This window comes from Romboutsia weinsteinii, assembly GCF_002250835.2.
Taxonomy (GTDB): domain Bacteria; phylum Bacillota; class Clostridia; order Peptostreptococcales; family Peptostreptococcaceae; genus Romboutsia_A; species Romboutsia_A weinsteinii.
Genome location: NZ_NOJY02000046.1, coordinates 1 through 20,136 on the forward strand (window position 1 = coordinate 1; position 20,136 = coordinate 20,136).

Consider the following 20,136-nt stretch of genomic DNA (forward strand, 5'->3'; position numbering starts at 1 on the left):
ATAAATATAGAAGCTAATGAAGAAGATGATGAATCTGAAGAGGATAGATATAAACTTGCTAGAGAAGGGTTAGAGGATAGTATAAGAGACAAATATGCAGTAGAAATACTTTGGGGTACTGGGTATAAGCACATACTGCTAGAGCTTAAAAATCTTTTAGATAAAGTAGAAGAGGTAACTAAAGAAGAAAAAGAAACTTTTCAAAACAAAACTTACCTAATTACTAACTTATCTCATGATCTAAAAACTCCTCTGACATGTATAATCAACTCTGCATATATATTAAAAAATGAAAAACTAAGTCAGTTAGAGAAAGAAGAAGAAATAACTAAGTTAACCAATCAGTTAGAAAGATTGAAAAGTTTAATAAATGATTTAAATGAAATAATTGATGCAGAGTATACTGTAATATCTTCAAACAAAGAAAATATAAATATTTGTGATTTGCTTAGAAATTTTATAGGAGGATTTGAAGAAAAATTAAACAAACGAGATTTAGAGTTAATAGTAAATATACCTAAAGAACCAGTTACTCTATACTTAGATAAAGATAAGATAATAAGAGTATTTGAGAATATATTTAGTAATATAGAAAAACATTCGTTGGAAGAATCTAGGGTTTATGTTGATATGAATATTGATACAGACCAAGGAGATATTGAGATAGAATTCAAAAATATATCTAAATATGAGATAGATGTCGATAAAAATACTATAGGAAATAGATTTGTTCAAGGTGATGGGTCGAGAAATACAGATGGACACGGATTAGGAATAAGTATAATCAAGAGCTTAATAAGGACTCAAGGTGGGAATGTAGACATAAAATTAGATGGAGATTTGTTTAAAATAACATTAAAGTTTAATAAGATATAATACAAAAGAAGTTATCTCAAGATAGCTTCTTTTAATTTGAGTACCCTAATTAAATGTTAATTATGGATAATATAATATTAGTTATGTGATAAAATTAAAGAGAGTTGGATGATGAAAAGGGGTGTAATAATGGGGAAATCAAAAGTGTATTTTTGTGATTTATATTCAAATTCGCAAAGTAGAAATATGCCAAGTAATGTGAGAAGGTTGTTTGATAAGGCTGAGTTTAAAGATTTAGTAAGTGAAAATGATCAGGTGGCTATAAAGCTACACTTTGGGGAAAAGGGTAACACTACATATATGAGTCCTGTTGCAGTAAGACAAGTAGTGGATAAGATTAAAGATTATGGAGGTAAGCCATTTTTAACAGATACTAATACACTATATACTGGGAGTAGAACAAATTCCGTGGATCACTTAACTACTGCAATAGAAAATGGATTTGCCTACGCTGTGGTAAACGCTCCAATAATAATTGCTGATGGACTATATAGTAGAAATTATGTAGATGTAGAAATAAATAAAAAACATTTTGATAAGGTAAAAATAGGTGGAGAAATATACAATTCTTCATCAATGATAGTAATGAGTCATTTTAAGGGGCATGAAATGGCAGGTTTTGGTGGAGCACTAAAAAACCTAGCAATGGGATGTGCAAGTGCAGCAGGTAAGCAGATGCAACATTCAGATGTTAAGCCTAATGTTAATGAAAATAAGTGTATAGGATGTACGAAATGTGTTCAATCTTGCCCTACCAAAGCTATATCTATGAAAGAGAAAAAGGCATCTATAGATCATGATGTATGTTATGGATGTGGTGAATGTCCAACAGTATGTCCAACAAGAGCTGTTACTGTTCAATGGGAAAGTAACGAAGATGTTTTTATTGAGAAAATGGCAGAGTTTGCATATGGTTCAGTGGTCAACAAAAAAGATAAGGTAGGCTATATAACTTTTGTTATGAATGTTACTCCACTTTGTGATTGTGTGCCTTGGTCAGGTAGACCTATAGCTCATGATATAGGAATATTAGCTTCAAAAGATCCTGTTGCTTTAGAGCAAGCTTGTTATGATTTAGTTTGTAAGGAGATGGGTCATGATGTATTTAAACACGCACATCCAGATGTTAATGCAACTAGGATCATAGACTATGCTTGTGAGATGGGAATAGGAAGCAAAGAATATGAGTTAGTAAAACTGTAGGAATAGGGACAACTAAATTTATATATACTTTACTAAGAATAATATAATGAATTCTTGGAGGAAGTATAATGAGGATGTATTTTAAGAGCAATAAACGTGGCAGAGGAAATGAGAGTAGTATACCAAATGTACTGGCATTTGGATTTATAAAAAATTTTTTGACTGATAAACAATATGAGGAAATGAGAGAGGAATATTATGTAAATAACTTATCCTCTAGCCAAATAAATCAAGTTATGAAGGATGTAAAATGGTTATTTAGAACGTATAAAGATTTAGATGTAATGATAATAGAAACTGCTAACGGTGATATAACTAAATTTAAATTATAGAAATGATTGAAAGACTATTGGTTGTTAGAATAAAAAATTCTAATAAATTAATAGTCCTTTTAAAATGTAAACCGAATTAATTTAAAAGGTTGACCTAAAAAACAAAATATACTATCATTAAAAATATAAAAGATAAAATATTTTAGACAAGAGGTAAATAGTGATGATATATGAGCTAATGGAAAATATAAAAAATGGATACTTAATAGGTAAAGATGAAGCAATGCAGTTGTTGGATTGTGAACTAGAAACTCTAGCAAAGTGTGCAAATGAAATAAGAGAACATTTTTTAGGAAACAAATTTGATTTATGTTCTATAGTAAATGGGAAAAGTGGTAAATGTAGTGAAGATTGTAGTTTTTGTGCTCAATCAGCTAACCATAAAACTAATATAGATGTATATCCCTTAATGACAACGGAGGAGCTTATAAGCGATGCTAGTTTACATAAGAACAAAGGTGTAAAAAGATACTCTATAGTTACTTCTGGAAAAAGGTTAAGCAAGAATGAGATTAAAAATGTAGTAGATTCGTACAAAGCTATAAATCAGAGTGTTGGAATAAAAACTTGTGCATCTCATGGGCTGCTAGATGAAGAAGATATGGAAAAACTTAAAGAAGTTGGAGTAGAAAGATATCATAATAATTTAGAGACATCTAGAAGATATTTTGAAAAAATATGTACAACTCATACATATGATGAAAAAATAGAAACTATAAAGGCTGCTCAAAAATCTGGAATTGAAGTATGTAGTGGCGGAATATTCGGATTAGGAGAAACTGAAGAGGATAGAATTGACATGGCTTTTGAATTAAGAGAGTTGGGGATAAAATCTATACCTTTAAACGTACTTAATTATATAGAGGGGACAAGCATAAATAATGCAAAGCCTATAACAGAAGATGAATTCTTAAAGGTATTGGCTATATTTAGATTTATAAATCCTACAAGTCAGATAAGACTAGCAGGAGGTAGAAACCTTTTAACTAAATATGGAATATTAGCTTTTAAAGGTGGCGCTAATGCTACTATAACAGGAGATTTACTTACTACTTGTGGTAATGGGATAGAAGAAGATATAAAGATGATTAAATCATTAGGATTTGAGATATAAAATATTTTTTTTGAAATGTGGTAAACCTTCGAAATGAGATTGGTTTACCAAAATAAGATTATAGAGGTGTAGCATGGGAAAAGGAATATTTATTATTGGAACAGATACAGATGTAGGTAAAACATTTGTTACAGCGGGGATAGCCTATAAGTTAAATGAAAGTGGATACAAGGTTGTCCCATTTAAACCTATTCAAAGCGGTGGCATTTTAGATGAGCATGGAACAAACTTGATAGCGCCAGATATTAGATATATAGAGAATATATGCTCTATCGAAAATAAACAGACAAGTCAAAATCATACTATGATGAATGTATATTGTCTAAAGGAAGAAGTATCACCTCACTTAGCTGCAAATATAGAAAATATAAAAATATCAAAAGATAAAATAATAAGTCAATATAAAAAACTTATAAATGAGTATGACTATGTAGTTGTAGAAGGTGCAGGAGGCATAGTAGTGCCTTTAGTAGACAATGATTACTTTGTATATGATTTAATAAAAGATTTAGATCTAGATGTATTAATTGTAGCTCGTGCTGGAGTGGGTACCATAAACCATACTGTATTAACTGTAGAGTTTTTAAAATCAAAAAATATAAAATGTAAAGGCATAATGATAAATAAATACAATGGTAAATTTTACGAAGATGATAATATGCAAACTATAGAAAATATAACAGGATTAAGTATAGTTGATGTATTTAGTAATATAGAAAAGCCTACAAGAGATAACATTATTAAAGAATATAAAGATCTATCTTTAGAAAGAATACTAAATCTATTTAATTAAGGAGAATAAAATTATGAGTATGAAAGAACTTCAAGAAAAAGATTTAAAATACATATGGCATCCTTGTTCTCAGATGAAGGATTATGAAAAATTTCCGCCGATAGTGATAGAAAAAGGAGAAGGTGTATTTTTAGAGGATGTAAATGGCAAAAAATATTTAGATGCAGTATCATCTTGGTGGGTAAATTTATTTGGGCATTCAAATAAGAGAATAAATAAAGCCTTATTCAATCAATCAAATATACTAGAACATACTATATTTGCTAATTTCACTCATAAACCAGCTATAGAACTATGTGAGAGAATAGTTGAATTGACTCCTGATAGATTGAATAAAGTATTTTTTGGGGATAATGGATCATCAGCTATAGAGATAGCTTTAAAGTTAAGTTTTCAATATCACCAGCAAGTAGGTAAATCAAAGAAAACAAGATTCGTAAATATAACAGATGCTTACCATGGTGAGACTATAGGTGCATTATCTATGGGAGATGTGGATTTATATAGTAAAGTGTACAAGCCAATACTATTGGATACTGTAAAGGTTGAAGGTCCTGATTGTTTTAGGTGTAAGTTTGATAAGGAACGTAACACGTGTAACGCAGAGTGTTTTGTATCTATGGAAAATAAAATTAGAGAGATACATGAAGAAGTTACAGCAATAATCATCGAACCTATGGTTCAGTGTGCGGCAGGTATGAAGATATATTCTCCTAAATACTTAGTTAAGTTAAGAGAGCTATGTGATAAATATGATATAAATATGATTGCAGATGAAATAGCAGTTGGATTCGGAAGGACAGGAAAGATGTTTGCTTGTGAACATGCAGATATTTCTTCAGATATAATGTGTCTATCAAAAGGATTAACTGCCGGATATATGCCATTATCTTTAGTTCTTATGAGTGATAAAATCTATGATGCATTTTACGATGACTATAATACGATGAAGGCATTTTTGCATAGCCATAGTTATTCAGGTAATCCCTTAGGATGTAGTGTGGCAATAGAAACTCTAAATATATTTAAAGAAGAGGATATTATTAACAACAACAAAGACAAAAGTGAGTACTTAAGAAATAAAGTAGAGAGTGTACTAAAAGATATACCTTATGTAGGTGAATATAGACAAATTGGAATGATAGGTGCTATAGAGTTGGTAAAAGACAAAGAGACTAGAGAACCATTTGAATCTGAAAGAAGAGTTGGGTATAACATTTACAGAAATGCATTAGAAAAAGGAGTATTACTTAGAGCATTAGGAAATGTAGTTTACTTTATGCCTCCATTTGTAATATGTGAAGAAGAAATTGATTTTATGGTAGAAACTGCAAGAGATAGTATAAATCAATATTTTGATGAAAATAGACAGTAAAATAAATATGAGGGAGATAAGTATGTACAGTAAATCAAGAGATATAACTTTGGTTGCTATATTGGCTGTGGTAATAGCAATCTCGGGGACATTTAAACTACCTGGGCTAATACCAGGAACAGAGTTTCAAATGTCAGCACCTATAGCAATTGGAATATGTGCTACATTTGGATTTAAGAGATATATAACTGCAGGTGTTCTTGCGAGTGTTATAAATTTACTAATGGGTACACATACAATACTAAATGTAATAGTAGCTATGGTGTTTAGAATTGTTGCAGGAAGCATAATAGGATATCTTGGAACTGGATTAATTATTGTCTCAATGGCCGGTCCAATAGGAACTATAGTAGGGAGAGTAGCAATGTCTTATATAGTTGGAACGCCGATTAAGGTATTACTTGCAGCAGCACTTCCGGGTATGATTTATACATTACTATCATCATACTTTATATATAAAGCTATTGATAAAATAGTAAAGAAAACTCCTTATAAAAACTACAATAAAAATTTAAATATTGGATAGGTGGACTATGGGACTTTATAGCATAAAGATGAGATCATCAAAGACTAATAAGCATATATCTGGAGCAGAAAATATAGTAAATGAAGAAAGCTTAGAAGAATCAGTAGGTCTACTAGTAAAAAGAGCCATAAATCATGCAAAAGGTAAGGCTGATTCTGTAAATATAAAAATTGAAAAAATAGAAGAAGATAAAATACAATTTATAAATCCATTGCCAGTTACAACGGTAAAAGTAAAAGATGATAAAGAAGGAATAGAGTGTGCAGAAGTTATTTTAAATAAATTAGGTATAAATAAAAGCAAATCATCTAAAATAATTGAGTTAATTAAAGGTGTTAGAAATATGAGAGGTGCAATAATTCTAGATATAAATAGTTTTGAGAGAATAGAACCAGACAAAGAAAGAGGTATTAGAGCTACTTACATGGATTTTGAAGGTTCCAAACTAGATTATATGAGTAAGGATACTAGATATAATGCACATTTTATAGAAGCATTAGCATTAGCTAGCAAGGTATCAAGTAGCCCTAATATTATCGGTGAAATTTGTTATTCTGATGATCCAAATTATACAGCCGGATATGTAGCATCTAAAAAATATGGATATATTAGATTTACTCATCTAAAAAAGCTTGGAGATGAAAGAGGAGGAAGAATATTTTTATATGATCCATGTATAGATAGAAATTTTAGTTTGTTAGAAACAATCGATTATATTGAAAACACCAAGGTATTAGTAAAAAATGATATTAAATTTAATGAAAACATAACACCTACTGAGCTACAAAATATTTAGATATTAATTTTTAGACCGTTAATGGGGGTAAGCATGAGAGATATAAAAGAAAAATTACAAATAATAAAAGATAATAATCTATTTAGAAATATTAAGTACTTGAGTAAACCTCAAGATAAATATACAAATATAGATGGTAAAGATGTCCTTTTAATGTCTTCTAATAATTACCTAGGACTTTGTAACCATGAGCAGGTAAAGAAATCTGCGATAGATGCGATTAATAAATATGGATTGGGAACGGGTGGATCGAGGCTTACTAGTGGAAGTTATGATTTACATAAAAAACTCGAAGAAAAATTAGCTATATTTAAAGGGTACGATGCGGCTTTAATATTTAATACTGGATATATGGCAAACCTAGGTGTAATATCATCAATATGTGATGAGGATTATTATATATTCAGCGATGAATTAAATCATGCAAGTATAATTGATGGATGTAGGCTATCAAAAGGAAAGATAATTATATATAAGCATAACGATATGAAAGACCTATTAGACAAGATTAATAAAATAGACCCCAAAAAAGGTATGATAGTAACTGACAGCGTGTTTAGTATGGATGGGGATATTGCTAATGTAGGTAAGATTGTTGAAATAGGAATAGATAAAAAATTAATTACATTAGTAGATGATGCACATGCTACAGGAGTTATAGGAAAAACTGGAAGAGGTAGTAGTGAATATTTTAATTGTAAGCCAGATATTTTAATAGGAACATTAAGTAAATCCATAGGTAGTGAAGGTGGATTTGTATGTGCAAGTTATGAAGTTATAGAGTACTTGAAGAATAAAGCGAGAAGTTTTATATTTTCCACAGCACTTTCTCCAGCAGTTATTAATGGATCTATTGCTAGCCTTGATATAATTGAAAACAATACAAATATAGTAGAAAAATTAGAAGATAATATATCCTATTTACGATTAGGACTAAAGAAAATTGGATTTAATGTAACTTGTGAGTCTCCGATTATACCTATACCTATAGGACAAGAAGAAATAGCTTTAAAATTTAGTGAAAGATTATTGGAAGAAGGTATTTTTATACCGGCAATAAGATATCCCACAGTAAAAAGAGGAGAGGCTATACTAAGAATGACTCTTATGGCAACTCATGATTATGAAGATATAGATTTCGCATTAGATAAAATAAGTAAAATAAAAAGTGAGTTTGGATTATAGTAAACGTAAATCATGCAGTATATATGTTTTCCTTTATTTATGGTATGATAAAATGAATTATAGTAAAAATATCGTACAAGGAGATATATTATGTCAAATTTAGATTTTATTTATAAGAGAAAAAGTATTAGAAAATTTAAAGATACTCAAATACCAAGGGAAGATATTGTTGAGCTACTAAATGCAGCTACTCATGCACCATCTCCAAAACATCAACAAAATTGGCACTTTGTTGTACTTCAAAACAAAGAAATTATAAATGAAATGGCGGAAATAGTAGCAAAGAGCCATGAAAATATAGGATCTATTGCAAAATCAGAAAAAGATCAAAAAATTCATATGAGTGTGCTAAAATACTACACAGCATTCAAAAATGCACCAGTGGTTGTATTGGTATATGCATGTGATTATAAAATGATAGAGTATAAAATACTAAAAGAAAATAATGCAAGTCAAGAGGTTCTTGATATGCTAGTTTCTCCTCAATCTGGCGCTCAAGGAATAGGAGCAGCGGTAGAAAACTTCTTATTAGGAGCATCGGCAATGGGATATGGAACTTGTTATATGACAGGACCTACTCATGCTAAATTAGAAATAGAAAAACTAATAGGGATAGATAAAAAAGGATATGAGTTAATGTCAATGATTGCGCTTGGTGTGCCAGAAGAAAATACACCTCCTCAGCCACCAAGAAAACCGTTAGAAAATGTTGTTACATTTATTGACTAATCTATTAATATAAATATTACCAAATATAAAAGACCTCTATAATACGTAAGATTACCAAAATAACCTTGCGAATAAGAGGTCTTTCATTATTAGGTTATTTATTTAATGAATTATCTAATTTCAAATATCCTGCTTTACTAAGAGCTTTCCTAAGTACTATAGATAAAGGAAGAGCTACTATCATTCCCATAGTCGAACTCATTAAAGAACTTGGAATGTTTCCTAAGGCAGCCTGGTAACTTCCAATAACAGCTGTCCAAGCAAATATATATCCTACCAAAGTCCACACAGATGCTAGTAGCAGAGCTAGTAGGTTTTGTATAAAACTTTCTCCATTTCTTCCTCTTGCATGACATACACTACCAGCTATATATCCTGCAATACCTTTTATAAAGAACGACCATAATGTATATGGGGAAAATCCCATAAGCACATCAAAAAAAGCAGATCCTATTGCAGCAGAAGGTCCTGAATACTTTCCACCAAATAATATTGCCAATGTAAAAATCATAGCAGTTCCTAAATGCACCATTGCACCTGTTCCAAATGGCACCTTAATATAGGTTGCTACAGTACAAAGTGCAGCAAACATACCAACATAAACAACATACCTTCCATCCTTATTCATATCTACATACCCCCTTGAATTAAATCATAAAGTTTAGTAGTTTAGTTATGATTATAATAATTGCAAGATCTATAAACTTATCGTAAGTGAATTGTATCATAATATTTTTAAAAAATGTAATATATAAAGCTTAAAAAGAGATTGTATGGATACAATACAGTATTAAATTTATTATACAAGGAGATAAAATATGATTATAGGGGTTATATCAGATACCCACGGGTTATTAAGGGAAGAAGTTAAATCACAGTTACATGATTGTAGCTTGATAATTCATGCAGGAGACATAGGAACATCAGATGTAATTGAACAATTAAAAGGTATCGGGAAGTTAGAGATTATAAGAGGAAATATTGATAAAAGCATAGAAGAAAACTCAATAAAAGAAGATAAGATAATAAATGTTCAAGGGAAAAGAATATATATAATCCATGATATAAGTAAAATCAAAATAGATCTAGAGAAAGAAAATATAGATATAGTTGTATATGGACATTCGCATAAGAGCAAAATATATGTAAAGAATGGTATAATATATATAAATCCTGGATCAGTTGGACCTAGAAGATTTAAATTGCCTATTACTATGTGTAAGTTATACATAGATGAAATCAAAGAAAATATTAGAAGAGAAGATATGATTGAATTTAAAGACATTAAAGTCCAGACAATCGAATTGAAGTAAAATAAAATGAATTAAGTGAGGAAAAAATATGTTTGGTTACGTAAAAGTAAACAAAATGGATTTGACATTTAGAGAGTATGAGCACTATAGAGGATACTATTGTGGGCTATGCAAATGCTTGAAAGATAATCACGGAGAAATATCAAGGTTATCTTTAAACTATGATATTACATTTCTAGTTTTAATACTAACTTCAGTATATAGACCAAAAGCAGAAATAACAGAAGAAGGATGCATAGTAAATCCATTTAAAAAGAAGAAGAAAATAGTAAATGAGATAACTGAATATGCAGCGGGCATGAATGTACTTTTAACATATTATAAATTAGAAGATAATTTAATGGATGATAGAGGTATAAAAGACAAATTAGCATATAATATATACAAGGGTAAATTAAAATTAGCATATGAAAAATACCCACAAAAAGCCGAATATATAAAAAGCCAGTTACAAAAGCTTAATGAATTGGAAAAAGAAAATAATACAAATATAGATCAGGTATCTAATACTTTTGGAAATCTTATGGGTGAAATCTTTGCATATAAGCAAGATAAGTATGAAAAAGATTTGAGAATGATAGGATTTAATATAGGAAAATATATATATTTATTAGATGCTTATGAAGATCTAGAAAAAGATTATGAAAAGAATAGATATAATCCGTTTAAAGATTATATAGATAAAAAAGAAGAACTAAAAGAAAGAGTAGATAGGTTAATAAGTATGTCACTAGGATTATTAGCTAGAGGGGTTGATAATCTAGACCTAAAGGTAAATACAGGTATAATAGAAAACATAGTTTATTCGGGTGTATATCTAAGATATAAAAATATATTAGAAAAAGGGTGTGAGACAAATGTATAGTAATACTTACAACAATGATTCTTTTATCAAAGCAAGAAATTTAATGGAAATTAAAGAATTTCAAGGTGCATATGATCTCTTAAAAACAATAAGTGATAGATGTGCTAAATGGTACTATATGACTGGTATATCGGCTATGAATATAGGTTACTACGAAGAAGGAGAAGACTTTATTAAAAAGGCAGAGTCAATGGAGCCTGATAATAGTGAGTTTAAAGAAGCGTTAAGTAGTTTTAGTAGACATAGGGATGACTACAGAGATAGATCGTATAGATATAATAGAAGAAGACGAAGTGACTTAGACGGATGTTGCTGCTGCTGTTGTGATGACTGCTGTTGCTGTTGTGGTGATGACTGTTGTGAAGATTGTACAAAACTATGGTGTTTAGATTCTTGCTGTGAATGTTTTGGAGGCGATTTAGTAAGTTGTTTCTAGGAGGAAAATATGAGTAGAAGAGTTGCTTATGGAGGGATTTTACTAGCTATAAACATAATACTATTGCTTCTTACAAATATTATACCTATAAATACATTATTCTTTATGGGATTAGCATCACTTCCTATATCTATTGTTATTATGGAATTTGGACCATCAACAGGGATAGGATTTTATATAGGGTCTGTAATTTTAGGGTATTTAGTAATGACTAGTAAGGCACAGTGGCTTTTATATGCATGTACATTTGGAGTATATGGAATTATAAAATATGCCATAGAAAGAGATAGACCAATATTTATTGAGATGATATTAAAATTATTGTTTGCGAATATAGTAATGATAATTTTATCAATATTATTAAATGCATTTGTATATATACCTATAAATTTAATTTCTATACTTACGTTCCAAGTTATTTTTATAGTTTATGATTATATGTACACATCATTTATAGACTATTACAATACAAAAATAAAAAAGATTATAAAAAACTTATAATAAAATGCAGTCTCAAGATTTATACTGAGACTGCATTTTTTATAGATTAAAGTATTCTTTTTGATAGTCACTTATTTTATTATCGCAGTTTGAACAATGGTAAGATGCTGATTTTTTAATGAACTTGTCGCTTCCTTTATCATATTCCATTTTCAATTTATCTATTATTCCGATTGTTTTTAAATCTAATCCACATTTACTGCAACTATGTACATGACATAAATTTTCTAATTTTTCTGGTGTAATACCCTTAATAGTTGAATTACAATTACAACATACCACAGGATCTAGCGTTTCTTGTGAAATTTTCTTAGATGTTTTTTCGTTTTTTGAAAACTTGTAAATACTATTTGTAGAAACTATGTACCCTGATTCAAAAACATTGGTATTACACGTAGGACATGTGAATTTAGGTATAAAAACATCCGTTTGATTTACTTCTTCTTCTATAGTATTTTCGGCAGAAGTATTATCTGATGAATCAGATATAAGGCTATTAGGGTCAGTAAGGTATTCACAAACCCTAGTATGTTTATTTTTTTTAGCTACTGAAATTATGTGATCTCTAACTGTAGAATAAGATTTATTCCTAGATGGAGAATCTAAATTTATAAGGTTATTTTCAACTGCATGAGCAATTATTGAAAATGAATTGTACTTAGCCGCAAAGAAAAGTACCATTTCATCAAAAACTTTATCTCCCATTTTATCTTGAAACTCTATCCAAAGATCTGGAGATTCTAAATATAAGTTTTTGCTCAATGCTTCAATAGCATCATCTAGATTAGCGTTAGTGAAGTTATTATCCTCAGATTTCATCTTGTACCTCCATATACATAAGTAAAAGCACATCATTATATAGTGTGCCTTTACTTTAACTATTTATAGTTTATACATCAAATATATTTACGTTTGGTGATAAAGAATATACTATATCCTTTCTTTCAACAATTATTTGAGTATTATTTACTAGGTTTTCATCATTAGAAATATGAGCTAAAAGTTCTTTCGTAGGATTTATTGCTATAGGATTTCCGACTCTTCTTAACATATTTATGTCCCCGTTAGTATCGCCGTAAGCAAAAGACTTAGTTAAGTCTATATCATATTTTTTAACAAAAGAATCTATAGCTGTATTTTTACTTTTTGAGTCCCACATAGGAATTACTGTTCCATTGAAAACACCATTTTCAAATACGTAATCACTTCCTAAAAAGTCTGTTACTTCATATTTCATAGCCATTTTTTCAACTAAAAAGTTAGGGCTTCCTGAAATAAATATAACTATATGCTTGTTATCTAAATGCCATTTTATTCTTGAACGAGTATATTTATAAACTCTATCTGACTTTAGTTTGATTACTTGGTCGCTTGTAAAATCAATGCAAGTTTTATCTAAACCTAGTAAAGATTTTACATATAATTCACAAACGTCATCTAAGTAATCATCATAGTTACCTTGTCTTTTATCCCAGTTCATGAAGGTATCTCTTGCATGTTCAAACCAAGCTTTTTGGTCGACTATATCGTATTTAATTAACTTCTTAAAATGTTCAACCATAAGCGAATCTCTATAAAGAGTACCGTCAATATCAAAAAAGGCTGCTACATTTGCCATAAAAATCACCTCGTTTAAGCATTTACTATATTATATTATAAAATTCATGTTAGTTGTAAATTTATAAAAAATAATTTAAAATTCTTTAAAATGTTGTAAACTAATAGAGAGATAGAAACTTAAGGATGTGATTTTGTGGAATTTAAATTTGCAAAGGTGACAAACTCTAGGCTTATGGGAAGTATGGGACTTGTAATCGTATATACAGATGATAAAGACAGTATGTATCAATATTTCTTACTTGATGCAGAAGGGCTTGGAATATCAGATTATGTAGGGCTAAAAAATCCAACGAAGGAAGAGTGTTATAGAGAAGAAGAAAGGCTTATGGGAGGTCTAGGTGCGGATAGAATAAGAATAACAAAAGAAGAAGCTTTATTTTTAGTTAGCTACTTTGGAAATAAAAATTCTTATTATAATAAAGACCTTCCTGGAAATGTAGATGAATATGTAGATATAATTAAAAATAATAAATCTGAATTATCTATAGAGGATATTTATCCTAAAATATGTAAAGAAATAACTACAGATGTGGAATTTATAAATTATATTACGATGAGATTTATTGCATGGGACAGAGAAGCCTTGAAGTATTATTCTGATAGTGAAGAAATATCAAATATGCATATTACTAATATCAATGGTACTCTATTAAAAAACAAAGTAACTAATAGAGGTAATGGAAGATATATTAGTGAGGCTTTATATGAGGATAATGATGGATATTATGAATGCAAGATAGCTTTTAATATCGATAATACAGATGGAAAGTTTAAGGTAAGTTCTATGTTGGTTGCAGATAGAGAACCTATACTTGACTTTGAAGTTTTTGATGAAATATCTAAAGATGAATTTGTCAGTATATATAATTTAAGTAATAGGGAGGAGTTTGTTGAGCGATTCTATATAGATAATCCCTTTATGTTAAAAAGTGATATGGAAGACGCTGTTTTCTTTACTAGGTTCAATTTTAATAATAACCATGTAAAACAAGATATATATGTAATAAATAATGATATAAAAGCTATCTATTATCAGATTGGAGAAAAATTCTTTGTTGGTACCTATAGCGATAGAGATAGAAAGTATATAAATAAAATTTTACAATATAATTATAAAGACTATCTACAAATTGAGGATGAACTTTATTTTGATGAGAATGTCCTTTATGATTTTGTGGAATCAGGATCTAATGATTTTGATGATTTTTTAGAATAAAAAATAAAGCCATGATAATCGGTATCATGGCTTTATCTATTGTATTTATAATATTGGGGGAATATTATGAGGAATACATTAAGTATTGTGAACCAAAATTAACTTTTTTATAACACATATTATAAAAAAGTTTACATTTCTTCTTCGTCAAATTCCTCCATATTTATTGGTGGCATACCTGGCATCATATACATATTAGGCATCATGCCTGGCATCATCATACCAGGGAACATCATCATAGGCATATTATTAGGCATTACCCCTGGTGCACCCGGCATCATCATATTAGGCATACCTGGCATCATACCTGGCATAAATCCATTAGGCATCATACCGTACATATTTTGATTAGGCATACTATTAGGAATTGAATTAAAAACTTCTTCAGACTCTTCTATATCCGGATACTCTACATAGCCTTCATAGTCATCTATGTTTTCAGGGCTCAACATTGGGTTGTTCATAAATGGGTTCATATAAGTTACATACTCTTCCATACTCATATTTTGATCTCTTTGTTGACCATAAGGTGTCATACCACTCATATAATAAGGATTCATATACATTGAAGGATCTATATAAGGCTTAGGGTATATATAATCAGAATCTGTGTCATCCATTCGTTTATCAGAGAACATATCAAAATTCATATAAAATCATACCTCCTTGAAAATACTATATATATCTATTAAATTTTGCTCTACTAATATATATATTAGTGGATGTACTATTATGTGCATTTTATGATTTATTTTAAATTTAAAATATGTGGTTGCAAAAAAAGTAGAATTAGAATAGAATGTATATATGAACAATTATTCATATATTGAAATGAACTTTGGAGGAATGATTAATGAGAGAAGAGATAAATTCATGTGATTGCAATGAACTTCACCCAGAATTGATAAGTGAAGCTAAAAATACGATGCCTCAAGAGGAAATGTTATATGACCTAGCAGAATTATTTAAGGTCTTTGGAGATACAACTAGAGTAAAGATACTATATGCATTATTTTCAAGTGAAATGTGTGTATGTGATATTGCTGACTTATTAGGTATGACGCACTCTGCTATATCTCATCAGCTTAGGGTTTTAAAGCAAGCTAGACTTGTAAAATTCAGAAAAGAAGGTAAAACAGTATTTTATTCTTTGGATGATAGTCATATTAGTCAAATATTTGACTGTGGACTACATCATATTGAAGAGACATATAAGAGATAGGAGGTACAGATATGCAAGCGGGGAGTTTAATTAAAAAAGAGATTATGCTAGGTGGTCTAAACTGTGCTCATTGTGCAGAGGTAATTAATGAAAAAGTATCTAAGTTAGAGGAAGTTGAATCTTGTAATTTAAACTTTATTAACAAGAAACTTACTATTAATATAATTAGTGATTCAAATGAAGAAGAAGTTATATCAAAGGTAGTTGATATAATAGATGCTACAGAACCAGGATTAGACATACAGGTGATATGTAATACAGTTAAATCTAACACTAAGAAAAGAGAGTTAATATTAGGGGGATTAAATTGTGCACATTGTGCAGAGGTAATAGGTGAAAAAGTATCTAAGTTGGATGGAATAGAATCTTCTAATCTTAATTTTATAAATAAGAAGCTTAGTCTAGAAATAAAAGGTATAGCTGATAATGAAGAGGTAATATCAAAGGTAGTTGATATAATAAATGCTACAGAACCAGGATTAGATATTCAAGTTGTAAGTAAAGAGGTCAAGTCTCAGCAATCAAATCAGGTCAAGCGAGAAAGTGATGTTAATAAAAAAGATTTAATTAAATTGATAATAGGAAGTATAGTTTATATATTTGGGATATATCAAATAGCAACAGGATTTGAAAGTAGATTGGCAGACTTACTATTTATAGTAGCTTATATAGTAGTAGGAGGAGACGTTTTACTAAAGGCAGTAAAAAATGCTATAAGAGGACAAATGTTTGATGAAAACTTCTTAATGTCTATAGCTACTGTTGGAGCACTAGTAATAGGTGAATTGCCGGAAGCAGTAGGTGTTATGCTTTTCTACCAAATAGGTGAATTTTTACAAGGAATGGCAGTAGGTAAGTCTAGAAAGTCAATAACTGCTTTAATGGAGATAAGACCAGATTCAGCTAACTTAAAAGTTGGTTCTCAAATTAAAGTCGTTGCTCCAGAAGAAATAGGTATTGGAGACGTAATAGTTGTAAAGCCGGGTGAGAAGGTTCCGCTAGATGGTGTAGTTATAGAAGGTACTTCAATGTTAGACACATCTGCACTTACAGGGGAGTCAGTATTAAGGGAAATATCTAAAGGTGAGGATATCTTATCTGGATTCATAAATAAAAATGCTCTACTTACAGTTAAAGTAACTAAGGAATTTGGAGAATCTACAGTTTCTAAGATTTTAGATCTTGTTGAAAATGCAAGTAGCAAAAAGTCTAAAACTGAAAACTTCATAACAAAGTTCTCAAAATACTATACACCAATCGTAGTTATATCAGCTATGGCGGTAGCGTTTATACCTCCTATACTTATTCCAGGTGCTACTTTTAGTGAATGGTTATATAGAGGTTTAGTATTTTTAGTAGTTTCTTGTCCTTGTGCATTAGTCCTATCTATACCTCTTAGTTTCTTCAGTGGAATAGGATTTGCATCTAAAAATGGAATACTTATAAAGGGAAGTAACTACCTAGAGGCTCTTAGAAATGTTGATACAGTAGTATTTGATAAGACAGGAACACTTACTAAAGGTGTATTTGATGTAACAAAAATAAACGCGATTGGAATATCGGAAGAAGAATTATTAGAGTATGCTGCGTTTGCTGAAGCTAATTCTAATCATCCTATAGCAAAATCTATATTAAGCTATTATAATAAAGAATTAGATTTAAATAAGATAGAGAGTTATGAGGAAGTAGCTGCTCATGGAATAAAGATAAAATATAATAACGACCTTATTTTAGCTGGGAATGAGAAGTTAATGAGAAGTGAAAATATATTCTACTCTCCGGCTAAAGAAGTTGGTACGGTTGTATATATTGCTGTAAATAAAATATACAGAGGATATATTGTAATATCAGACCAAGTTAAGGAAGATAGTGCAAATGCTATAAGTAAGTTAAAGTCAATCGGTATAAAACAAGTAGTAATGTTAACTGGAGACAATGATAAGGTTGCGTCAAGTGTAGCTAATGAATTAGGAATAGATAAAGTATATGCTAATTTACTTCCAAATGAAAAAGTAGATAAATTAGAAGAGATATACAAAGGTAGAACTGAAAAAGAAAAAGTAATATTTGTCGGAGATGGAATAAACGATGCACCGGTATTAGCACGTGCAGATGTAGGTATAGCAATGGGTGGTCTAGGATCAGATGCTGCAATAGAAGCTGCAGATGTAGTTTTAATGACAGATGAACCAAGCAAAATATCTAAAGCTATAGAAATAGCAAGTAAGACAAATAAGATAGTATGGCAAAATATTATATTCGCATTAGCGGTAAAAATAATAGTTTTAATATTAGGAGCAGGTGGAGTTGCTACTATGTGGGAGGCTATATTTGCCGATGTAGGAGTTGCACTTATAGCGGTATTAAATGCTATGAGAGCTATGAGATAATTAAAAAGTGCTATGGTAAATTGAATTTACAATTTGCCATAGCACTTTGTTTGTATCTAGATAACATAGTAATAAACACATAAGAAATGAGCTAAACTGCCTAGCATAATAAATATATGGAAAATCTCATGGTGTTCAAAACTATTAAATTTTAAGAATGCTGGCTTAGTTGCATATATTAATGCTCCGATAGTGTAAAGAACACCACCGCCAACTAATAAAGCAAGACCATTTGCAGATAATGCATTATATAATGGTACTATTAGGAACATAGCCATCCATCCCATTGCTACATAAATAACAGTAGAAATCCATCTAGGGCATTTAAACCAAATTAGTTTAAAGGATACCCCTGCTATTGCTATCGCAACTATTACACCGAAAAGAATCCAACCTTTAGGTCCATGTAGAGATATTAAACAATATGGAGCATATGATCCAGCTATTAAAACGAATATCATAGCATGATCTACTCTCCTTAAAAATTTGATTGTTTCCTCGGTAGCTACAGCTAGATGGTATGTAGCTGAAGCGGAGTATAAGATAATCAAACTAATACCAAAAATTATAACAGCAGTTATTGATACTGGTGATGGATCATTTAGAGTAGTTTTGATTACCATAGCAAGCAAGGCAATAAATGATAGTACTGCACCGATTAGATGAGTAAATCCATTTATAGGCTCTCTGAAATATTTATTCATGTATGTACCTCCTGATTTTAAATGTAAAGTTTACAAATATATATATACGAACTAATTATTTAATAGAAAATATAATTAAACTCGAGGATATTAGTACCTGGTTTTATTGCATAGTACTATTATACTCTATATTATAAATACGTGTATAATTTTTAGGTAAAATTAAAATTAATATTTACAGCTAATTGTATTAAAAAATATATATAAGATTATTATAGATAACTTATGATTTGATTTGGAATTAGTAGAATTAATATAAAAAATATAAAATCATAAATATTTATAATAAAAATATATTAATATGGAAAACTTAAGAATAAATATATTTATTAGCTTAGGAGGTTCATAATAATGGATAATATGAAAGAAATGAGAAATAAGGTGCAAGACGGTAAATATGATTTGACTCTAGAGGTAGCTGAGTCAGCTTACTTTAATACATATGATGATGTAGATACTAAATCAGGTGAGGATCTAGTTAGAAACTATTTAAGAAGTAATTCAGATGATGCATGTTTTAATGATATAAAAATTAACTACAATAAAAATAGACATACAGTGAGAGTAACGGCTGAATTAAATTACAGCGGTAACGAGCATAAAGATTATAGTAATAGAGGAAGATTAATGTAATACAAAAACCTGTAGGACAAGTAATGCCAATACTAGGAAATAAAATAATAATAAATATAATAAAATAAATAAAAATATTTTAAAAAAAGTATTGACCAACTTATAATAAGATGGTAAAGTATTACTTGTCCTTAAGAAACGGACAAACGAAATAAAAACAACGAAAGAAAAAGTGTTGACAAGCTAAATTAGCTTTGATATACTGAGTGAGTTGGAAAAACAAAAGTAAGCAACTAATACAGTCGCTTAAATGAACTTTGAAAATTAAACAGTAGGTTAATTTATAGAATTTGAAACAACCAAACAA

23 protein-coding genes are annotated in these 20,136 nt (G+C 29.7%); 18 read left to right on the forward strand and 5 right to left on the reverse strand.

What is annotated here, in order from left to right; all coding sequences use genetic code 11:
- The 10 genes from CHL78_RS16245 to CHL78_RS16290 form a co-directional block, all read left to right on the forward strand.
- The coding region (locus tag CHL78_RS16245) for a sensor histidine kinase (protein WP_147295838.1) at positions 1-876 on the forward strand (876 nt) is incomplete at its 5' end.
- 129 nt (positions 877-1,005) lie between these two features.
- Entirely contained in the window at positions 1,006-2,079 is a 1,074-nt protein-coding gene (locus tag CHL78_RS16250; RefSeq protein ID WP_094367269.1) for a DUF362 domain-containing protein, read from the forward strand.
- Between the two features lie 68 nt (positions 2,080-2,147).
- The gene (locus CHL78_RS16255) at positions 2,148-2,411 is read left to right on the forward strand and encodes a hypothetical protein (RefSeq protein WP_094367268.1); all 264 of its coding nucleotides are present in this window, start codon (positions 2,148-2,150) and stop codon (positions 2,409-2,411) included.
- 163 nt (positions 2,412-2,574) lie between these two features.
- Positions 2,575-3,525 carry a biotin synthase BioB gene (gene bioB, locus CHL78_RS16260; RefSeq protein WP_094367267.1) on the forward strand — a complete coding sequence of 317 codons (951 nt, stop codon included), beginning with the start codon at positions 2,575-2,577 and terminating at the stop codon, positions 3,523-3,525.
- 73 nt (positions 3,526-3,598) lie between these two features.
- Complete coding sequence (bioD, locus tag CHL78_RS16265; protein ID WP_094367266.1) at positions 3,599-4,318, forward strand: dethiobiotin synthase; 720 nt, start codon at positions 3,599-3,601, stop codon at positions 4,316-4,318.
- A gap of 13 nt (positions 4,319-4,331) precedes the next feature.
- Positions 4,332-5,693, forward strand: a complete 1,362-nt coding sequence (bioA, locus tag CHL78_RS16270; protein ID WP_330408647.1) for an adenosylmethionine--8-amino-7-oxononanoate transaminase — start codon at positions 4,332-4,334, stop codon at positions 5,691-5,693.
- A 22-nt stretch (positions 5,694-5,715) separates the two neighbouring features.
- Positions 5,716-6,219: a hypothetical protein gene (locus tag CHL78_RS16275; RefSeq protein WP_199534090.1), complete on the forward strand. Its 504-nt coding sequence runs from the start codon at positions 5,716-5,718 to the stop codon at positions 6,217-6,219.
- A 7-nt stretch (positions 6,220-6,226) separates the two neighbouring features.
- Positions 6,227-7,015: a 6-carboxyhexanoate--CoA ligase gene (locus tag CHL78_RS16280; protein ID WP_094367265.1), complete on the forward strand. Its 789-nt coding sequence runs from the start codon at positions 6,227-6,229 to the stop codon at positions 7,013-7,015.
- A 33-nt stretch (positions 7,016-7,048) separates the two neighbouring features.
- Positions 7,049-8,200 carry an 8-amino-7-oxononanoate synthase gene (gene bioF, locus CHL78_RS16285; RefSeq protein ID WP_094367264.1) on the forward strand — a complete coding sequence of 384 codons (1,152 nt, stop codon included), beginning with the start codon at positions 7,049-7,051 and terminating at the stop codon, positions 8,198-8,200.
- 90 nt (positions 8,201-8,290) lie between these two features.
- On the forward strand, positions 8,291-8,929 hold the full coding sequence (locus CHL78_RS16290) for a nitroreductase family protein (protein WP_094367263.1): 639 nt from the start codon (positions 8,291-8,293) through the stop codon (positions 8,927-8,929).
- A gap of 94 nt (positions 8,930-9,023) precedes the next feature.
- Here the strand turns inward: CHL78_RS16290 and CHL78_RS16295 are convergent, their stop codons facing one another.
- Entirely contained in the window at positions 9,024-9,557 is a 534-nt protein-coding gene (locus CHL78_RS16295; protein WP_094367262.1) for an ECF transporter S component, read from the reverse strand.
- Between the two features lie 190 nt (positions 9,558-9,747).
- Between CHL78_RS16295 and CHL78_RS16300 the strand changes: the two genes are divergently transcribed.
- The 4 genes from CHL78_RS16300 to CHL78_RS16315 are packed head-to-tail and all read left to right on the forward strand — an operon-like array spanning position 9,748 to position 12,044.
- Complete coding sequence (locus tag CHL78_RS16300) at positions 9,748-10,242, forward strand: metallophosphoesterase family protein (protein ID WP_094367261.1); 495 nt, start codon at positions 9,748-9,750, stop codon at positions 10,240-10,242.
- A gap of 28 nt (positions 10,243-10,270) precedes the next feature.
- Positions 10,271-11,107, forward strand: a complete 837-nt coding sequence (locus CHL78_RS16305; protein ID WP_094367260.1) for a DUF5685 family protein — start codon at positions 10,271-10,273, stop codon at positions 11,105-11,107.
- Positions 11,100-11,543 (forward strand): hypothetical protein, encoded by a 444-nt coding sequence (locus CHL78_RS16310; protein ID WP_094367259.1) that lies wholly within the window; start codon positions 11,100-11,102, stop codon positions 11,541-11,543. Before CHL78_RS16305 ends, CHL78_RS16310 begins: the two co-directional genes overlap by 8 nt.
- A 9-nt stretch (positions 11,544-11,552) precedes the next feature.
- Positions 11,553-12,044, forward strand: coding sequence for a hypothetical protein (locus CHL78_RS16315; RefSeq protein ID WP_094367258.1), 492 nt, complete (start codon positions 11,553-11,555; stop codon positions 12,042-12,044).
- A 39-nt stretch (positions 12,045-12,083) separates the two neighbouring features.
- Here the strand turns inward: CHL78_RS16315 and CHL78_RS16320 are convergent, their stop codons facing one another.
- Both CHL78_RS16320 and CHL78_RS16325 read right to left on the reverse strand, forming a co-directional pair.
- On the reverse strand, positions 12,084-12,863 hold the full coding sequence (locus CHL78_RS16320; RefSeq protein WP_094367257.1) for a hypothetical protein: 780 nt from the start codon (positions 12,861-12,863) through the stop codon (positions 12,084-12,086).
- A gap of 70 nt (positions 12,864-12,933) precedes the next feature.
- Positions 12,934-13,662: an HAD family hydrolase gene (locus tag CHL78_RS16325; protein ID WP_094367256.1), complete on the reverse strand. Its 729-nt coding sequence runs from the start codon at positions 13,660-13,662 to the stop codon at positions 12,934-12,936.
- 135 nt (positions 13,663-13,797) lie between these two features.
- On the opposite strand from CHL78_RS16325, the gene CHL78_RS16330 reads away from it, so the two are divergent.
- Entirely contained in the window at positions 13,798-14,880 is a 1,083-nt protein-coding gene (locus CHL78_RS16330; RefSeq protein WP_094367255.1) for a hypothetical protein, read from the forward strand.
- Between the two features lie 131 nt (positions 14,881-15,011).
- On the opposite strand, the gene CHL78_RS16335 is transcribed toward CHL78_RS16330, so the two are convergent.
- Positions 15,012-15,530: a hypothetical protein gene (locus tag CHL78_RS16335; protein ID WP_094367254.1), complete on the reverse strand. Its 519-nt coding sequence runs from the start codon at positions 15,528-15,530 to the stop codon at positions 15,012-15,014.
- 203 nt (positions 15,531-15,733) lie between these two features.
- Here CHL78_RS16335 and CHL78_RS16340 point away from each other — a divergent pair, with 203 nt between their 5' ends.
- A complete protein-coding gene (locus tag CHL78_RS16340) occupies positions 15,734-16,102 on the forward strand; it encodes an ArsR/SmtB family transcription factor (protein WP_094367253.1) in 369 nt (122 codons plus the stop codon).
- A gap of 11 nt (positions 16,103-16,113) precedes the next feature.
- Positions 16,114-18,492 (forward strand): heavy metal translocating P-type ATPase, encoded by a 2,379-nt coding sequence (locus CHL78_RS16345; RefSeq protein WP_094367252.1) that lies wholly within the window; start codon positions 16,114-16,116, stop codon positions 18,490-18,492.
- Positions 18,493-18,548: 56 nt separating this feature from the next.
- Here the strand turns inward: CHL78_RS16345 and trhA are convergent, their stop codons facing one another.
- Positions 18,549-19,196, reverse strand: a complete 648-nt coding sequence (gene trhA, locus CHL78_RS16350) for a PAQR family membrane homeostasis protein TrhA (protein ID WP_094367251.1) — start codon at positions 19,194-19,196, stop codon at positions 18,549-18,551.
- A gap of 351 nt (positions 19,197-19,547) precedes the next feature.
- On the opposite strand from trhA, the gene CHL78_RS16355 reads away from it, so the two are divergent.
- The gene (locus tag CHL78_RS16355; RefSeq protein ID WP_116041602.1) at positions 19,548-19,829 is read left to right on the forward strand and encodes a hypothetical protein; all 282 of its coding nucleotides are present in this window, start codon (positions 19,548-19,550) and stop codon (positions 19,827-19,829) included.
- The last annotated feature ends 307 nt before the right edge of the window (positions 19,830-20,136 follow it).